The organism is Brevibacillus laterosporus, assembly GCA_007833815.1.
GTDB lineage: Bacteria > Bacillota > Bacilli > Brevibacillales > Brevibacillaceae > Brevibacillus_B > Brevibacillus_B laterosporus_D.
This window is the reverse complement of sequence record CP033464.1, coordinates 1,581,129-1,597,788: the sequence shown is the minus strand read 5'-3', so window position 1 is coordinate 1,597,788 and position 16,660 is coordinate 1,581,129. Positions and strand designations below refer to the sequence as shown.

18 protein-coding genes and 4 pseudogenes are annotated in these 16,660 nt (G+C 37.6%); 4 read left to right on the top strand and 18 right to left on the bottom strand.

The annotated features are described in order from the left end of the window. Nucleotides 1-265: 265 nt before the first annotated feature. The 4 genes from EEL30_09110 to EEL30_09095 all read right to left on the bottom strand — a co-directional run bounded on the left by EEL30_09110 (nucleotide 266) and on the right by EEL30_09095 (nucleotide 1,286). Nucleotides 266-517, bottom strand: a complete 252-nt coding sequence (locus EEL30_09110) for a hypothetical protein (protein QDX92469.1) — start codon at nucleotides 515-517, stop codon at nucleotides 266-268. 32 nt (nucleotides 518-549) lie between these two features. Further along, nucleotides 550-729 (bottom strand): hypothetical protein, encoded by a 180-nt coding sequence (locus EEL30_09105; protein QDX92468.1) that lies wholly within the window; start codon nucleotides 727-729, stop codon nucleotides 550-552. A 190-nt stretch (nucleotides 730-919) separates the two neighbouring features. Continuing rightward, complete coding sequence (locus tag EEL30_09100; GenBank protein QDX92467.1) at nucleotides 920-1,108, bottom strand: hypothetical protein; 189 nt, start codon at nucleotides 1,106-1,108, stop codon at nucleotides 920-922. Beyond that, nucleotides 1,101-1,286: a hypothetical protein gene (locus EEL30_09095; GenBank protein ID QDX92466.1), complete on the bottom strand. Its 186-nt coding sequence runs from the start codon at nucleotides 1,284-1,286 to the stop codon at nucleotides 1,101-1,103. The genes EEL30_09100 and EEL30_09095 overlap by 8 nt, the downstream gene beginning before the upstream one ends. Nucleotides 1,287-1,445: 159 nt before the next feature. Here EEL30_09095 and EEL30_09090 point away from each other — a divergent pair, with 159 nt between their 5' ends. Continuing rightward, nucleotides 1,446-2,054 carry a hypothetical protein gene (locus EEL30_09090; protein QDX92465.1) on the top strand — a complete coding sequence of 203 codons (609 nt, stop codon included), beginning with the start codon at nucleotides 1,446-1,448 and terminating at the stop codon, nucleotides 2,052-2,054. Nucleotides 2,055-2,090: 36 nt separating this feature from the next. On the opposite strand, the gene EEL30_09085 is transcribed toward EEL30_09090, so the two are convergent. The 3 genes and pseudogenes from EEL30_09085 to EEL30_09075 form a co-directional block, all read right to left on the bottom strand. Next, entirely contained in the window at nucleotides 2,091-2,441 is a 351-nt protein-coding gene (locus EEL30_09085; protein QDX92464.1) for a hypothetical protein, read from the bottom strand. A 628-nt stretch (nucleotides 2,442-3,069) separates the two neighbouring features. Continuing rightward, entirely contained in the window at nucleotides 3,070-3,318 is a 249-nt protein-coding gene (locus tag EEL30_09080; protein QDX92463.1) for a hypothetical protein, read from the bottom strand. An 89-nt stretch (nucleotides 3,319-3,407) separates the two neighbouring features. After that, nucleotides 3,408-4,861, bottom strand: a pseudogene (locus EEL30_09075) (DHA2 family efflux MFS transporter permease subunit). Between the two features lie 174 nt (nucleotides 4,862-5,035). Between EEL30_09075 and EEL30_09070 the strand changes: the two are divergent. Beyond that, complete coding sequence (locus EEL30_09070; protein QDX92462.1) at nucleotides 5,036-5,641, top strand: TetR/AcrR family transcriptional regulator; 606 nt, start codon at nucleotides 5,036-5,038, stop codon at nucleotides 5,639-5,641. A gap of 788 nt (nucleotides 5,642-6,429) precedes the next feature. Here the strand turns inward: EEL30_09070 and EEL30_09065 are convergent. Continuing rightward, nucleotides 6,430-6,726 carry a hypothetical protein gene (locus EEL30_09065; GenBank protein ID QDX92461.1) on the bottom strand — a complete coding sequence of 99 codons (297 nt, stop codon included), beginning with the start codon at nucleotides 6,724-6,726 and terminating at the stop codon, nucleotides 6,430-6,432. A 441-nt stretch (nucleotides 6,727-7,167) separates the two neighbouring features. On the opposite strand from EEL30_09065, the gene EEL30_09060 reads away from it, so the two are divergent. Further along, a complete protein-coding gene (locus EEL30_09060; protein ID QDX95713.1) occupies nucleotides 7,168-7,356 on the top strand; it encodes a hypothetical protein in 189 nt (62 codons plus the stop codon). A 281-nt stretch (nucleotides 7,357-7,637) separates the two neighbouring features. Here the strand turns inward: EEL30_09060 and EEL30_09055 are convergent, their stop codons facing one another. The 9 genes and pseudogenes from EEL30_09055 to EEL30_09015 all read right to left on the bottom strand — a co-directional run bounded on the left by EEL30_09055 (nucleotide 7,638) and on the right by EEL30_09015 (nucleotide 14,414). Beyond that, a complete protein-coding gene (locus EEL30_09055) occupies nucleotides 7,638-7,820 on the bottom strand; it encodes a hypothetical protein (protein QDX92460.1) in 183 nt (60 codons plus the stop codon). Nucleotides 7,821-7,923: 103 nt separating this feature from the next. After that, nucleotides 7,924-8,142 (bottom strand): annotated as a pseudogene (locus tag EEL30_09050) (hypothetical protein). A gap of 171 nt (nucleotides 8,143-8,313) precedes the next feature. Beyond that, complete coding sequence (locus EEL30_09045; GenBank protein QDX92459.1) at nucleotides 8,314-8,727, bottom strand: site-specific DNA-methyltransferase; 414 nt, start codon at nucleotides 8,725-8,727, stop codon at nucleotides 8,314-8,316. Nucleotides 8,728-8,822: 95 nt separating this feature from the next. Next, entirely contained in the window at nucleotides 8,823-9,170 is a 348-nt protein-coding gene (locus tag EEL30_09040; protein ID QDX92458.1) for a hypothetical protein, read from the bottom strand. 460 nt (nucleotides 9,171-9,630) lie between these two features. Next, on the bottom strand, nucleotides 9,631-9,987 hold the full coding sequence (locus EEL30_09035) for a hypothetical protein (GenBank protein ID QDX92457.1): 357 nt from the start codon (nucleotides 9,985-9,987) through the stop codon (nucleotides 9,631-9,633). Nucleotides 9,988-9,989: 2 nt separating this feature from the next. Continuing rightward, complete coding sequence (locus tag EEL30_09030; GenBank protein ID QDX92456.1) at nucleotides 9,990-10,418, bottom strand: hypothetical protein; 429 nt, start codon at nucleotides 10,416-10,418, stop codon at nucleotides 9,990-9,992. Between the two features lie 11 nt (nucleotides 10,419-10,429). After that, complete coding sequence (locus EEL30_09025; protein QDX92455.1) at nucleotides 10,430-11,236, bottom strand: phage antirepressor protein; 807 nt, start codon at nucleotides 11,234-11,236, stop codon at nucleotides 10,430-10,432. A 146-nt stretch (nucleotides 11,237-11,382) separates the two neighbouring features. Next, a pseudogene (locus EEL30_09020) lies at nucleotides 11,383-12,169 on the bottom strand (AAA family ATPase). 1,183 nt (nucleotides 12,170-13,352) lie between these two features. Next, on the bottom strand, nucleotides 13,353-14,414 hold the full coding sequence (locus EEL30_09015; protein QDX92454.1) for a hypothetical protein: 1,062 nt from the start codon (nucleotides 14,412-14,414) through the stop codon (nucleotides 13,353-13,355). A 36-nt stretch (nucleotides 14,415-14,450) separates the two neighbouring features. On the opposite strand from EEL30_09015, the pseudogene EEL30_09010 reads away from it, so the two are divergent. After that, nucleotides 14,451-15,604: pseudogene (locus tag EEL30_09010) on the top strand (DNA cytosine methyltransferase). Nucleotides 15,605-15,833: 229 nt separating this feature from the next. Here EEL30_09010 and EEL30_09005 read toward each other — a convergent pair. Then, on the bottom strand, nucleotides 15,834-16,559 hold the full coding sequence (locus EEL30_09005) for a S24 family peptidase (GenBank protein QDX92453.1): 726 nt from the start codon (nucleotides 16,557-16,559) through the stop codon (nucleotides 15,834-15,836). Nucleotides 16,560-16,660: the final 101 nt, after the last annotated feature.

Genomic DNA, 16,660 nt, shown 5'->3' with positions numbered 1-16,660 from the left:
TCCCAGATGAAACAAACATAGATAATTATAGAAAATATTTTATTTTCTTGATGCAATCATCTCTGCTTCCGTTTACAGCATCCTCAATGATTCTCAAAATATTTTCTGATATTTTGCTAATAAATAAGAAATAAAATTTCTATTTACCCCTGCCATAAATTACAGGGGTATTTTATGTGTACCCAAAAGGTAAACCTTTGCTTAAACCTTCTTTGTCTCATTTTTTAAATAAACTACTAGCTAAAGTTTCACTTACTAAAAAACCCTAGTATTTGCCGCCTATGACTTTTAAAGTTTCTGTAATCTCGTCACCTAGCAGACATAACGTTTTGGTAGAAACAGCATCTACACATTGGCCTGTTGTGATATTTACAGTAGGTGATAGCGTTACGTAATTACTTTTGTTCGTACATTTATTTAGCTTCTCAAGTGCTGTTACAACATCTTCTATCGCTTTTGTAAGCTCCTTTAGTTCCTCAATTCCATTAACTTTAACTGTGACTGAAGTAGATGCCATGTTATCCCTCCTACAGAATAAATTTAAAGATATTAACGTTTGCGAATTAGTTTAGGTTCCCAGTTATCCATTTTCTTTCTAACTTTATTCATCCGTTCCTGCATTTCTTCAAATTCACATTCGAACTTTCCGATCTCTCTATTAAGTTCTTTCAATTTCTCTAACCCCTCAATATCAATACTAATTGTTGCTTTTGCTGTAGTGCTTGCCACATTAATCATCCTTTCTACGCATACCATTTACTTGCTTTTTCAAACACTTCAACACCTGCTCCATAGCCAAGAGAACGGAGTAGATCACACATCAGTTCATCTGCTTTTTGATGTGCTATTTCCTCGTCGTAGTAACCTTTAGGAAATATCTCTTTCATGCGCTTTTCAAATTCATCTGGAGTCATGTTCCTTATCCCTCCTGATTTTCACTTATATGAATTAAATAGATTAAAATTGGTAACCACTCTATTAATAGCAACACCTTCTCTTTAAAAGAGAACTTAAAATCTGGTAGTAATGATGCTGGAATTAAGACCATACAACCAAGCATGAGGTAACACGATAGAAAAAAGAGAAACACTACTAAATCTTCAATCACCATTTACCTCCTCTGAATTTGTTTGGTTAAGGCTTTGCTCTAGCTTTAATTTAAGATCGTAATGACCTGAATCATCTTCATAGGTTGCAAATTCATAGTTTTGATAATCAAGAGCGCTAATGATTAATTCCATTTCTTTATCACTTAAAGAAACACTTTTCAATTCAGCACCTCCCATCGTTTTACCCTTCTACTTATAAGTGGCTTTTGCATGACAAAAAAGCCTATCCGAAAACGAAAAAGTTTGACTTCAGTTTATATTCCACATACATAGAGAAATTTACCATTTACCATGTTATACTTGAAAAAATTGGTTATATATGGAGGGTGGGCCTGTATGAAAGTAAGATCAGTTGGGTTATTTTCTCTTATTCTTTTAGGTATTCTTCAATACTTTGTAGCTTCTTCACCTATAGAAGAGCCTACCGTTGGAACAGGTGCACCTCCTGAATATTTATCTATACAAGACTTAGATAATATTACGTTTGAAGACTATAGCAGTAAAACAAAGACCATAAAAATACCAATCAAATCTATACCAGAATTTAATGAGATTTACTCAGAATTAGAAGACGATAAACAAAAAAAAGCTGAACTGGGTGTTGCTACCCGTGGGATAATCCTCTTAGAAAATAAGGATGCAACCTATTTACTCCTAAAATATCAATGTGGAGTTAAACTTTGTAACTCTCTTTTACTAAAAAAAGAGAATGAAAAAATCACAACACTACCCATAAATGAAACATTCCTTTTTGCAGATTATCAATTTTCATCAGATAAAAAATCGTTAGCTCTTTCCTATATTACTATTCATTATGTAGACTTCCATAATAGCGACAAGGTATATAAAACATATACCGTCTATTTAGTTGATCTGCCTACTTTCAAAATTAAGAAAACCTTAGAGATGAAAAAAGAGCCGGATTTTAATAAAATTTTAAACTAAGAAGAACGGGGGGATCATTCCCCCAGTTCCTATTTTTTAAAATGAATCGCTGTAATTTAATGATCCATACCCAAAATCCATGATATCATAACGCTTTCCTACATAAACCCCGTAGCCTTCTTTAATGAGAGATCGTCGGTCAAATTGATGTGCGGCATCATTAGGAATAAAATCTAAAATAATACTTAACCGATCTTCATCTGGCATTGCTCTATTATCATGTGCTTTACGATACTCGTCTTCTTTTTCTCGAATTTCAAGTAAAATTCGTTGCATATTATTAAAACTCCAACTTTGAACAACGTGATCAAAAACAAAGGCAAGCCCTTGTGTTGAAATAATACCAAATGAATCACAAAAACCTTCAGCTCGATTAATAAAATCCATCGCCACATCCTCTTGGTACTTTTGATTATTTCTATTTAAGAATCTATTCACCTTCTAATAAAAAATTATTTTCCTGTTTTTGGTTTACCTCGTCTTGCATCTTTTCAGTCTTTAAAACTTGATTCATTATCTGACTTCTTGTAATTTCTTCGCTACTTAGTTTAACTCGGCCAGGTAAGGATGTACTTCCTGTTGAATCTGACGTTTTTTTCATAGAACCTCCATGTGACTTTTAAGGTTTTCTTATACAATCTAAGTTCATTTATGCTATTCATTCTTAATGCCCTGACTCTGTCATTTGTATATGAAACAATGAAAAAATGGGCCTATTTATTATCGGAAGCCGTGGACTAAATTCTTTACATAATTTAAGTTAGGCAGTGTTAGTTGTAAAGTAGTGAAAAAATACTGTGCCCAGTTATGGTTGTAAAATAAATGCCTTATGGTACAAGTAGCACCCTTTGAGATTATTTCAAGGGTGCTGCTTTTTTGTCCAGTCTTCTTAGTAATGTCCAATATCATCTTATTTCACTTTTATTCGTAGCTTACCTCTTGTTCTATACCTGCTAATATATTCACTTCAAAAACTGCATGGGATTAACAAAACGAGTCTAAAGAACAATGTTTTCTATGTCCTACTTTTATGCTTTTCTTTCATAAATAATTCAAAAAAGGAGCTGTTACCAATTATTAACTGATCATCAAATTGATATATTTTTGTTTCGGGACCGATGAATGCCTTCATTTCTTGTGGCGAACCTACCGCTACAATTCTACTTGCGACGATCACAATGGAGGCTGGTTTGGGCTCATCCTCTAGGAATGTAAAAACTGCATTGCCAGAAAGAATCATATCTGCTTTTGTTTCTTTTTCCATTTTTCATTCAACACCCCAACTTCGCTTTATTTCCCATTTTTCAATCGATTCATAATGTTTCCATCCCTAATGGTCATAGTGGTGACTCGCTAGGTAGGATCTTGAGGTGGCTTCAACAGCAGACTGACAAATGCTCCGCCTAAAGCAATGCATGCTGTCAGTAAAAAGGTGTCAGAATAAGCAGCCATTTCAGCAGCAACCGGATTATCCTTATATTCATTTACTGTATGACTAAAGGTACGCATTGCTTGAAAGTTACTCAAGCAGGCAATCGCCACCGGTATGATTAGATTAGCTCCTGCTGCAGTTAAAGGTGTGATTCTACTGATCATCGAAGCCGGAGCTGATTGTAGAATATATGTGTTTAATGACATCATGCATAATCCCATTCCAATCCCAAGCAAACCGACTATTCCTGCAATTTGTAGATAATGTGCTATGTCACTTATCCGGGAAAGTAGTAATAAAGCCACAGCAATCGTTCCCATACCAGAGCAAGCTAATGGCCGGATCCCGAAACGGTCGTATATTTTCCCACCTACTGGCATCAGCAAACCAGAGGTTATAGCAAGCATGCTCATAATTATTCCCGCATCGAAAGGGCTGTAAGAACGATATTTTTGCAAAAATATCGGAATAAATACTAGCGACCCATTTAGAGCTGCATATTGAATTGTACTGACAATCATGCCCCTGCGAAAGCGATAGGCACGAAATGCCCTTAATTCTAGAATGGGATTTTCATGACGGAGCTCATGGATACACAACCAAATCAGCAATAAAGTTCCTGTCCCCCCATCACAATGGATCCCCACTTATTGGAACTATGCTGATTTATACTCAAAGCAAGAAGTACAAAAGCTGTTGGTGCAAACATAGCCCCAAGTCGATCAAACGGCTGCTGTTTATTGTGAGTTTTTTGAAGACGTACATGTTTACACAGATGGCGCAAGCCAAGCCAAACAGCAAGCGTTCCGATCGGAAGATTGATCAGAAAGATCCATTGCCAACCCATAGCCTCAAGAAACCAACCGGATAAAATCGGCCCTGTTGCTGGTGCAATCAGCATAGGTATACCAATCATCCCCATAATCTGTCCTTTTTTGTCTGGAGGCGCCAGCCTATAAATCATTGCCATGCCAATCGGCTGGATCATCCCCCCACCCAGTCCCTGAATGATACGGAAAGCGATAAGCTGTTCCGAATTTTGTGCCATCGAGCATAGCAGTGAACCAAAGATAAATAACATAATCATCATTAAATAAGCCCGGCCTGCGCCAATTCTGTCAGAAAACCACCCTGAGATTGGAACGGTAGCTGCCATCGCCAGCATATAACCGTTGATGACCCACTGTAATGTCTCAAATGAAACCTGAAAATCCTGTGTCAGGCTTGGAATAGCTACATTCATCGCTGTACTATTGAGCATAACCATCATCATGCCAGGAATAATTGCAATCATGGCATAAATAAACGATTTACGATTTAACGTAACTACAGTATTCATATTTGAAGTTGCAGCAGATGCGTCTCTTTTAAACATGTACCCCTCTCCAATTCATATTGAAATAATGAACACGGTGTTGATTAACATTGATAATAAAATTATAATTGATTGACTCGGATATCCAATGTTCATCCGCTATCCTTGTGTTCATTAATCAACGGCAACTAGAAGAATGATCAGTAAGTTACTGAAATTTTGGAGGAAAATAATATGACAAATAGAATTGATCGCCGAATTCTCAGGACTCGTCAACTGTTACGCGAAGTGTTTCTTGATCTGGCGTTAGAAAACGGTATAGACAACATTACCGTAAAAGAACTGACCGATAGAGCTGGCTTGAACAGGGGCACCTTTTATTTGCATTATCAGGATATACAAGATTTTGTTGAACAATTTAAGAACGAAATACTGGAAGGCTTTTATTCAATAATTAAAAAGCTTGGTCACGACATCGATCGGCAAGAGCCTTTTGCTGCCCCGCCACCTTATGGCTATGTTCGCCCCTTTGAATACGTGGTTGAACACAAACGATTCTTTCAGGTATTCATGAGACCAAATGGAGACACGTCCTTCGGATCTCGATTGACCCAATTAATACGTGAGCAGTTTCATGGTTCATATCGCTATTTCAAAACCGAAAACTTGAGTGAGATCCCCGTCAAACAGCAATATTTATTTGCCTACCTTGCCTCTGCCTATGTGGGAACCATTCACTTCTGGATACAGCGAGATCTCGACCTGTCACCAACAGAATTGACCATATTATTCTCACAAATCTCACGCCTCGGATCGGCGCACCTGAATTTTAATTTCTAAATCCAATCCCACATAAAGCTCTCAGAGTCTCCCTAAATCCAGGGAAGATCCATAATTCCACGGTGTGTCCAGATCACGAATAGTTCTTCCTTGCCTGCTTTCTCTTTTACAATTCGAATCCCATTTTTTGAACTTCCGCAATACCTCCTGTTCATTTGCGTAGGCTCGGCTACCCACTTAGTGGAAAAACGAAGTTCTGGGTGCTATTTCTTTCATATACAGAAAATCAAAACACTATGGAAAGGCAAAAGATAGTAAAAACCTTTAACGTTTGGAATAACTAAATCGAGCTTTAAAAAAGATTACAGCGATAATAAAGCAGCAGATGGTTTAGCCGGGAGGATGAAAATGCCCCGCTGCTGGTGATGGCTGAGGAACCAACAAAGTTGCAGCGAAAAACGTTTGATATCTTCTCGCTGATTAAGAAGCTGTTCAAATAAAAAAGCCCTCCCAGGATTTATTGTCCGAGGGAGGGTTTCCGCATTAGTTGAAATGGTTGTTGCTCCATGCAAATAAGGTGTTAATTTGACGGCAAGTTATTCAACTAACTGACAGGGTAGTTTAATATTATCTTGAAGGGGGCTTAACATTGGAATTGAAATGGGAACCTTATTGGTACGACCTTGACCAAACGATCATCGTAGGTGATAAAGACTTTTTTTATCTTAATAACAATGGAACAGGATTTGCAAATGGTTTTGTCTGCTGAAGATAAGGAAGTGCTTGCTGAGGTCGTGAAGATATCTCATAGTGATTTGGGCGAGGTATTAGGTATATTAGCTAATGGTCTAAGTTATAAATGCTTCTTGTTGCTGTAATCCAAATTCGATGTCTCTAAAAACCTCTTCTTGATATTTACCCTCAATATACGATTGAAATTGATACCTCACGTCATCGCCAATATCTTGGTACGGTCTTGATAGGATATTTGGCAACAGAACGTCATATCTCTGTAATTCATCGTCCCAGCTTTCTAATAGTTGCTTTATTCCAGGAAACTTTTCATTACTATAAGTGAGTCTTTTAGCACGTTCTCCCTCTTTTCTGAGCTGGGCTTTCGTTTTCCCTGCTAGCTTATCGTCCATTAAAAACTGATCAATGCACGTGCTCCTTACATTTATAATTTTATTACTTAACGTATTTTTAATATGGTAAATTTTTTTAGTGGATGCATTACACAATGAACAAGGAATACTATCCTTTCCTTCAAGTTCTTCATATGGAACAGGACTTCCCTCCCATTCGTTTTTGCAACGTCTACTATGATTCTCTCTATTTCTACCGCAGCCTTGGCAGTAGAACCCAACGGGTGTCCTTATAGACCTGGAAATCCACAATGTCCGTCATTTCTGTGATCCTATCCAAAGCTGATAAAACTTCGTGTCTTTTCAATCGTACTCACCCTCTCGAATTACAAATCGTGTGTTGTGTAAATTAACCTAGTAAGGAATTACACAATTTACCCATTTTTTTATATAATCGAAATGTCTCGCAAACTTAAAAAGCAGGTGATTTCTTTGATTAACATGGGCGAAGTTGGACAGAGTTTTTTTGCGTTACTGCCCATTTTCTTAAATATTTTCTTTAGTATCTGGGCCTATCGCGATTCAAGAAGTAGAGGTAATAGTAAGGAATTCTCACTCATTGCATTGATAGCTGTATTGGCTTTTCCTATCATTGGTTTGGTAATATATTTGGTCATTCGAAGAGATTAGTTTTTTGGGGTGTAAGGGGATGACGATGCCCCTTACACTGTTTCAATGATCTGCTGTTCGGTCACATTTGCCTCCCTAACTAACTATTCCAGTTCTCTAGCACACTCAATGCAGACCCGTTCGCTGTTTACTATCTCTGCATTGAGACACATTTTGCATATGCCCAGAACCCTTGTTTCCTTCTTTGCAGTTTTCTGCTGTTCGGTCATTGTGCTTCCCTCCTATCCAAAGCTAACATTCATGCCCAGATCATATGAACCGAGGACGTACATATCTTCGTGCTAACATCCCTCATCCTGATCAAATCGGTAGTAGAATATATCACCATCATCATCGACCATTGGTGCTGTATATGTGTCATAGCAAGGAGTACCTTCTTTCCAGTAAGTCATCTCTTCTTGACCTGTCATGAGACAGAATATTTCTCCCCACCCACTACCATTTGACCATTCTAAACGTTTCATTACTCTTTCCCCCAAACTAATTGGTATAAATTCCTTTCAATCACCAGATACTAAAAAAAATTAAAGGAGGTAGTTCAATTGACAACAGATAAAAATCTCAAATCTAATTCTGAGTGTCCACCAGATTGTAACTTACCAGATCCACATTTCCCGCCAACGGGTGAAGTCCCTCACCCACCAACCCCTTGGCCACCACACAGCCTCGATCCTCATCCACCAACCCCTGTACCACTCCCCCCAATCAATCCTCATCCACCAACGATACCACCCGTAAACAATCCTTCTGGACCACCACATCCTTGGTGAGACCACTCGATCCTATGGAGGATCGAGTGTGTTGTTGTCATAATTTGTAAACAATAAACAATTTTGAGATTGAAGCTATGCGAAACAGCAGCAACGTTCGTTTTGTGTTTCCTGATCTACCAGTGGAACAGTATCATTTCGTGCATTTGGTGTTTGGCCATTCCGGATCTGCATATTTGCAGCTGGATTAAGTACCAAACTCAAAGATGTTCATTTGTGCTGTCTCTCTCTTAATCCGATTTTCTGCTATTTTGATATATTCAGGGTTTAATTCTATCGCTATAAAATGCCGTCCTGAGTTTCTGGCCACTACTGGTGTGGTTCCGGATCCCGTGAATGGATCAAGCACTATTCCACCTTGAGGGCAACCTGCCAATATACAAGGTTCTATCAACTTTGGTGGAAACACTGCAAAATGAGCTTCTGCTGTTTTCGCTGTCGCTACCGTCCAAACAGATCGTTTATTTCTTGTGGATCCCTGCCAAGGGATACTACCTCCTAAGTGCGATCCAGGACGTCCCCTTTCTTCCCCATATTTTCGTTCCTTGTTTCCAGACTGCGGTGGACCAAATGCCCCTACAGAGCCGCCCACTGCTTTCATGTTTCCGTTCGTTTTGCTTCCTGCATTTGCCCGATTAGAACCATTTTGGTTCTCAATATCCTGAGACAGTCGCTCTATACTCGATTGGGTTAATGTCAGACCGTAAATACCAACCGTCTGCTTGCAAAGCTAAAGCTACACACCAACGGTATTCCAACTAAGTCCTTTGGCTTTAAGTATTCATGAGATTTACCACCTGCACGAACCATATAGTTTTTATGCTTATCGCTATCTTTCCAAGATAGTCCATTTTGACTTCTATTAGCCCAGTAACTGTCTCCTAGATTAAGCCAGAGCGTACCATCGTCTTTAAGAACCCTTCTAACTTCTCTAAAGACAGTAACCATGTTGGCCACAAATTCTTCTGGTGTTGGCTCCAGTCCTAATTGACCATCTACTCCATAATCACGTAGTCCCCAGTACGGGGGGGAGTTACACAACAGTTGATACTTTGATCTGGAAGCATCTTGAGTACTTCTAAACTGTTACCATGAATGATCTTGTCCACTTCCCCCATGCTTTCATCCATCAATCCCCACTCGCTTTCTCCGCCCACTGACGCAATGCCTGAGCATCGTCTATCTCAACCCATGTAAAGCCGTAGCTATTTTTCATTGACGGCCATCTCCTCACGAATCACTTTTTTCTGCCAATCCAACTGTTCTTTGTTCAATGATTGTTGAACCTTTTGATTGTCCTGTGTATTCATCTCGGATCGCTCCTCTATTTTTTATTGACCGAATGCTCTACCGGTGCCCTTTTTATAGTTGTTTACTGTGGCGTTTGTACTACTGTTCTTTGCCCATTCGCTTATATGTCTTGGTACATGAATATATGGTTTGCCTTTCTTATGGGCTTTGCTCTGGTCAAGCTTGTGTTCGCTCATGCTCTCCCTCCGTTTGCTCACTCTTGATTTAACAGATGTGGATGCTCGTATATATTGCCGATGACTTCTCCTGCGCTGTGAAAACCCTCATATCTATATCTGAGTTCTTTCCTTAGTTTTTCAGGCAATTCAAATCTCCAGTAAAATCCTCTCCAAACAACTACAAGCATTCTCCCTTTCCAATCTTTAAAAATATCCCCTTCATATATTTCCTTATCGTTTTTGTCGTGAAGTCCAGTACACTGCATGTAAACAGGTTTCTCTGTTTCAAAGTGTGAAAACCGAAACCCCATCATGCCATCGAACTGTTCGAAATTACTAAATGACATTACTTTACTGACATCATCCCAAGCACGAAACTTTATCTCTCGCATTCTTAAACCTCCAGTAGCTCTGGATTTTCGTAGATATTACCGATGACTTCCACTTTCGGTAATTTTCCGTCTTCCATCCATATTCTGCATTGATCAAACGGTCTATAGTGAGCTTTACTCGGAATGTACATGACTGATGTCACTACTTCTTGATCGATAAAATGTTGACTGTAACCACCTTGTATAAGTACTCGCACAATATCCCCCTCATAAATCTCCTTGCCGTTCTTATCTTTTAAGCCCGTATATTTCATGTAAATCAAATGCTCAAGCTTTTCACTCTCTGTTGCTTGATAATGAACGCCTTCAGGTGTATATACTTCGGATATAATGAACTTTTCAGCAACAATACCTGTACTATCAAAGTAAAAGTGAATGTAATTTTTAAAGTAGGTAATTTGTAGAGCTAATACTGCTTTATCGTCGTTCATCTAATCTTCTCCTATGCCCCTATATCTTTCCGATCAATTATTGCGGTAATGTTTCGTTTCTTGAGTAGTTCATGAATGAATAGTCGTCCTTTTTGCGTCCAGCGAGTATTCATTTTGACCTTTAGAGAACCGTTTGATCGTGGAATTGTTAGGGTCATAGACTTGGTATAGCCTTCGTTTTGATACTTGCGATATAAGAGCCATTGATCGTTCTGCTTGTACTGTATGACTCCTTCGTTAAGTAAACGGTTCAGCTCTGTTCCAGTCATGCCGTAATCCTTTGCGATTTGTGTAACGGTTACAGCATCCTTGCTTTGTAGAATCTGGTCCAGATACGTAATTTTTGGTTCGTACTCTGCTACTTGTTGTTCCAAGGCCAATGCTTTCATTTCGGCTGTTAAACGCTTATCCCGTTCATCTTTGAGCTTAGTGACTACATCCATCAACAAGTCAGGATTGTCTAAAATCTCGTCCTTGGCATACATACCGTGTTTGCGGATAGACTTTAGAATTTCTTTTACTTGTTTCTTGAACTGTTTAGCAATTGGTTTACGACTTTGCATTAAGACTTCGTAAACCCCATCTTCCGTGAGAAACCACTGTTCTTCCTCCTGGTACCCGCCGTAAGGATTGTTTACAGGGTAGGAGATTTTCGCTTTTTCACTCTCGTCAACCGTACGTAGCATTGATCTAGGATTACTATGTTCGATCCATCCTGCAACGTCCTTTGCCAAAAATAAAGGCTGATCCAAGTCTCCGTAAACGGTGAATCCTTTGCCTAATACCTCACGCTGCTCGATTACTTGTAATTGATTCATTCTTGATTCCTCCTCGTTATTTTCTGATTGTGATAATCCCTCTAATTCCACCTGCAATCGTGATTAGTAGCAACAAACTCCCTAGCCAATGCCAAAAGTCTTGGAAAATAAACTGGAGTATGTTTATCATGCTTGCTTCTCCCCTCTCAATTCATTTCTTGTCGTAGTTTTTCGAATCGTTCTACAGCCTGTTCTTTTCTGTAGCTGGTTGCCTTATTGTTTATCGGGATTGTTGTTTCCAAGATTCGATCGTAAATTCGACTACCTAACTTTTCGTCCAGCTCTGATAGCTTTAGATCCGATGTGTAGAAGATTGGTAGTTGTTTGCGATACCATCCGTCAATTACTCTGTAAAGAGCATCTCTAACCCAATCAGTGACCTTTTCAGCCCCTATATCATCCAAAATTAAGATCGCATGTTAGGAGTGCCTTCATGATTTGATGTTCTGACTCATCGTTGTTCTTGTTAAAAGTTTGCCTGATTTTCTGTAGTAACTCTGGCACGCTTTGGAACACAACGACCTTTCCATTTTGCTTCAAGCAATTAGCAACCGCGGCAGCTAGCTTGCTCTTCCCGTTCCCGTAAGTCCCCCATAGCAGTAAACTCAATTGACCATACTCATCAAAAGCAAACGCGTATTTCTTAGCTTGCTTCAGCGCCATCTCTGCACCTTCTCGTGGAATGAACGTTTCGAATGACGACTCTTCAAACCGTTTACCTAGTGCAGATATTGAGAATAACTTTTCTGTATCGCGGCGTTGTTGATGTTCTGTGAACCTTTTCATATCCTCCGCTTCTGCATCTGCCTCGCATTTACAAACAGGCTGGACCACTTTCCTCTTGCCAAGGATTTCAACCTCAATCCTCTCAACCACTCGATTGCAATGCTGGCACACATGATCTTTCTCAGAGGGAAAGCGCATCGAGTTCATCTGCACGACGTTGTTTATCACTTGTTCCACTGGATTCATTTCGATCACCCCAGGTCTTGTTAGGTCGTTGTCTTTGTTTCTGATTTTGGAGCCTCATCATTCCTTGTCTTGCTTCTGGCTCACTTGTATTGCGAATGATACCGAATGCATACTCAGCAGGCTTGTAACCGTAGTCCATGATGTATGTAGATAATGCATAGGTGACGACGGCTTTACGGCCACGCCCTCCAATCAGCAGATAAAGAGGCTGCAAATAAATTTGAATCCATATTTCAACCCAAAGTTTCTAGCAATACAAAATAAGACACCAGATCAATTCATCCGGTGTCTTTTACTCTCTTATGCTATAGTTTTAGGAATTTGGTCAACAATACGTCAACAAGTCATCATTTTGATACCTGTTACACCCTAAGTTCAATCGCTGTTACACAGCCAAATCCATTGTTATATCAACCTTTTAAGGTACCTGCTTCTTTTTTAGTAAGTAACGCTACGCTTTCTACATGCCCTGTTTTAGGGGGCTGTGTAACTTCATTAATTCTTTATGAATGGAGTACATTTGAAAGCAGAATTTTAAGGTAGTGTGTCATCCAATGCATTTAATTAGAGCATAGAAAATTGTAATGCGTGGTCATTTTAGTGGTCAAAGAAAAATGATTAACGCATGAAAAATCTCTAAGAATCTCCACTTTTCACCTATTCTAGATTCTCCAACCTAATTTCTCAGAACTAACTGGCTTTATAAAATAGAACTTTGATTAAGGCTGGTCTTAGCCAAGTGCTCTGTAGCTTTGATTAAATTTATAGGATTAATAGATAGGTTATATTAAAAATATGAGGTTGGACTGTCAACACTAAATTAGACAGCTTTTTTAAAGTGTTCAAGTTTATATTGAATGGGGCTCTTGTAATCAAGGGTCCCATGTTGGATAGGCTACACTAAGCTGGACAGAAAAAATGAGGGCTAGTCACTTATTCTAATAACTATAAGGAGCGTGCTACTATGCCACGTCAACGTTGAACTTTTACATCCCAGTATGTAAAGCATAAAGAGTAGTTTAGATACAGAATAAAACCTAGAGTTTACAGTCAAAAGGCTCTAGGTTTACGATAATTAATAAATGTTTTACAAACATACGTTTGGCGCGGTAGTTGACGCGCCATAATTAAAGTGCTAAAATAGTTATTGTGAATGTAAGAAATCAGATAAATTCTTTACGTTTGCCTTTTGGAGTTCTTCTTTGAGGTACTGATTACCAATAGTATCTAAAATGGCTTTATAATCATTTTCAAATGATGTCATACTTAATTGAACTCCTATTTCTTCCCAAGATTGATAGGCAAGAGTTTGGAATGCTGAATTAGCATTTATAAGAATTTCATGAATTTCTTCACTATGTTCATTTAGATTTGTAACAAACTTCGGAAAATGCACATCTTTATAAATATATTTGTTTCCAGCTGAAAAGAAGTCTCTGAAATCAGTAGCATAATAATAGTAAGTTCCAATTAAGTATTCAGCACTTCTTAAATACTTATCACGATTCTTCCCTTTACCATCTTTAATATGGTCTTGTGGGAACAATATTAGCACTTCTGCAAGTGTTCTATCTTGTTCTTCTTTTTTCAAACTTTTTATTAGTATTGGGCTTAAAGAATCTTCTGACTGAGGAACGAACCATTTAACACCTTTTGTATTATTCCGTAAATATTCTTGGAGAAAAGATACTTTTTGTTCTTCTGTCATATTACGAAGAGAATTATATTCATCGGCATTCTTGAATACACTCTCAGTAGTATCCATGCTTATCTTAAATCTAGGACTATGAGTTACCATAATATTTGAGGTTGTTTGCCAATATGGTCTATATTTTACTTTAATTTTAGGCTCGGGCTTGCTGTGAGTTCCGAAGAAGACATATATTTCTTTATAGTCTTCGTCACTTATACTTTCAAAAACAGAATTTCCGTTCGTATCCCAAGAACCATTATTTCTGCTTTTGAGTTCTAAACCGTAACGTACTCCATTTAGGATTAAATCCATATCTGGAAAGTGATGACCCAAATGAACTTTCTTTTCTAAAACATCAGAATCAGAAATCTCTTGTTTAACTTTATCTACAATTTTGGGAACTAATTTTTCAAATCCATTGTTATTACCTTGACTTACGAGATATTCAGAAGAAACTTCTTCAATAGCTTCTATTTCGTTCTTCATCATTTTTAAAATTTGTTCAATATTCATATTAACCACCGTTCTAAAATTGAAAGGAATTCTATTATGTCTAAAACATACTATTATGATAATTGTAACACAATAAAAGCTTTTGATGTTGAAGTTCCCAATAATGCAACTCCTCTAAATGTTGTTAGTTTATTTTCTGGTGCTGGAGGTATGGATTTAGGCTTTGTTGGTAATTTTGATTACTTAGGAGAACATTATAAAAAAATCCGTTTAATGTTGTTTTTGCTAACGACATTTTTCAGCAAGCTGCCGATGTCTATGAAGATAATTTTCATCATAAGGTTGAAAGAAGAAATGTGATAGATTTAGACATGGAAAAAGATATGCCTAAAATTGATGTTGATATTGTACTCGGAGGATTTCCATGTCAAACATTTAGTTATGCTGGAAAACGTGGAGGATTGAGCGACCCAAGAGGACAGCTTTATTTACAAATGATTAGGGTGATCAATCATTATCACCCTAAAATGTTCATTGCTGAAAATGTCGATGGTATTAGAAATTCAAGAAAGAATGAGGCTGGGGAAGCTATTGACCGTTCTGCTCTCGACACAATTCTTAGTGATTTTGATAATGCTGGTTATAATGTTCAATATCATGTACTTACTGCCGCAGACTATGGGGTTCCACAAATGCGTAGACGGGTTATTATTATGGGAATCCGTAAAGACTTAGGAGATATTTCTGATGAATATTATCCAGAAAAGATATATGATGAAACGGGAGAATTAACTGGTCAAAGGTGGCGTTCTTCTAAAGATGGTATTGATGATATTTGGAATAAAGTAAATGACCCAACAATTCCAAATCATACTTCTCGTGATATTTCCAAAGCTAAGTTTTACCCTGGGAAGAAAATGCAAGGTAACAACAAGATTTCTGAGGATAGACCAGCTCCAACGATAAGAGCCGAACACCACGGGAATATTGAAGCGCATTATAGAACAACTCTTGAAGATAGGGAAGATATGTCTGGTTGGCGTAGATTATCAGTAAGAGAATGTGCTAGACTTCAATCGTTCCCCGATAGTTATATTTTTACTACAAGTGCAAGTAGCGCATACAAAGCTATCGGAAATGCTGTTCCTCCAGTTATGGCATGGCATATTGCTCGCACAGTATATCATACACTTTCAAATTTAGATTTAGTGAACTCTAAAGATAAAGAACTTATTGCTATCAATAAATGACGCTAGAAATAATTTGGGATTGTTTGCATTTAGTATCTTTAAGGAAAGTAATAGAAACATTTTCTGTCTTCTTTCTTGATAGATGCCATTAGACTTTTTAAATTTTATTAATATAAACAGAATACTAGTTTATACGACCTGCACGAGATCGACCGAGAGACGCCCTTGGCGGCTCTCGTGTCTCGTGTATATTAATATAATATTTATATATGGTATCTAGAAAAACGTTTTAAAATTCTATTCTAGTAGCAGTTACCTTCCACATATGTTTTATTGCCTTTTTCTCTATTTCTTGAGCTTCATAATGAGATTTTTCACTGATTAGCATCACCTTATCTCCTAAATTGATTGCTCTCCTAATAAGATAATTTTCCTCGTTACTTTCTACAAGACTAACAAAAACTATATCTCCATTATTAATCACTTTCCTATAATCTATATTAACAATCGATCCTTTAGGTATTACTGGTTCCATAGAATCATCTTTCATTTCAAAGCCGACAAAAGATAACATTAGTTCAGGATCAAATAAATCTTGGACTCCATTTTTTATTTCAGCTAGATATTTTTTTGATATTTCCAGAATATCTAAAGCTGATCTATTATCTATTTCAGTTATTGATTTCTCTAATAGTTTTTCTGGAAAATGTTTCTTCAATGTAACCATAGACATTTCCTTAAGTACTATTGAAACCTCCTGTATAAAATCCTTGATGAAATCCGGAGCCTTTTCAATATATCCCTCGTATCGAAACTTTTCTACATCCCCACCACAAACTTTTGCTAACGCAACGTTAACTTCATCAGAAGCAGGCGCTTGCTTTCTCGTTTGTAATTTACTTATATAAGATCTATTAATTTTTACTCCATGCTCAACTTCACATCTATTTGCAATTTCTTGAAGTGTTAGGCCACTTTTTTCAATCATGTCTATTAGCATTTTATAGTAATCCATTTAATTCCTCCTACTTAAAGAGATTAATAGACAATGTTATTTTTTACTCACATTGTTGACAAACTCGTCAGAACATTATACCATGAACTTATTGATGATAA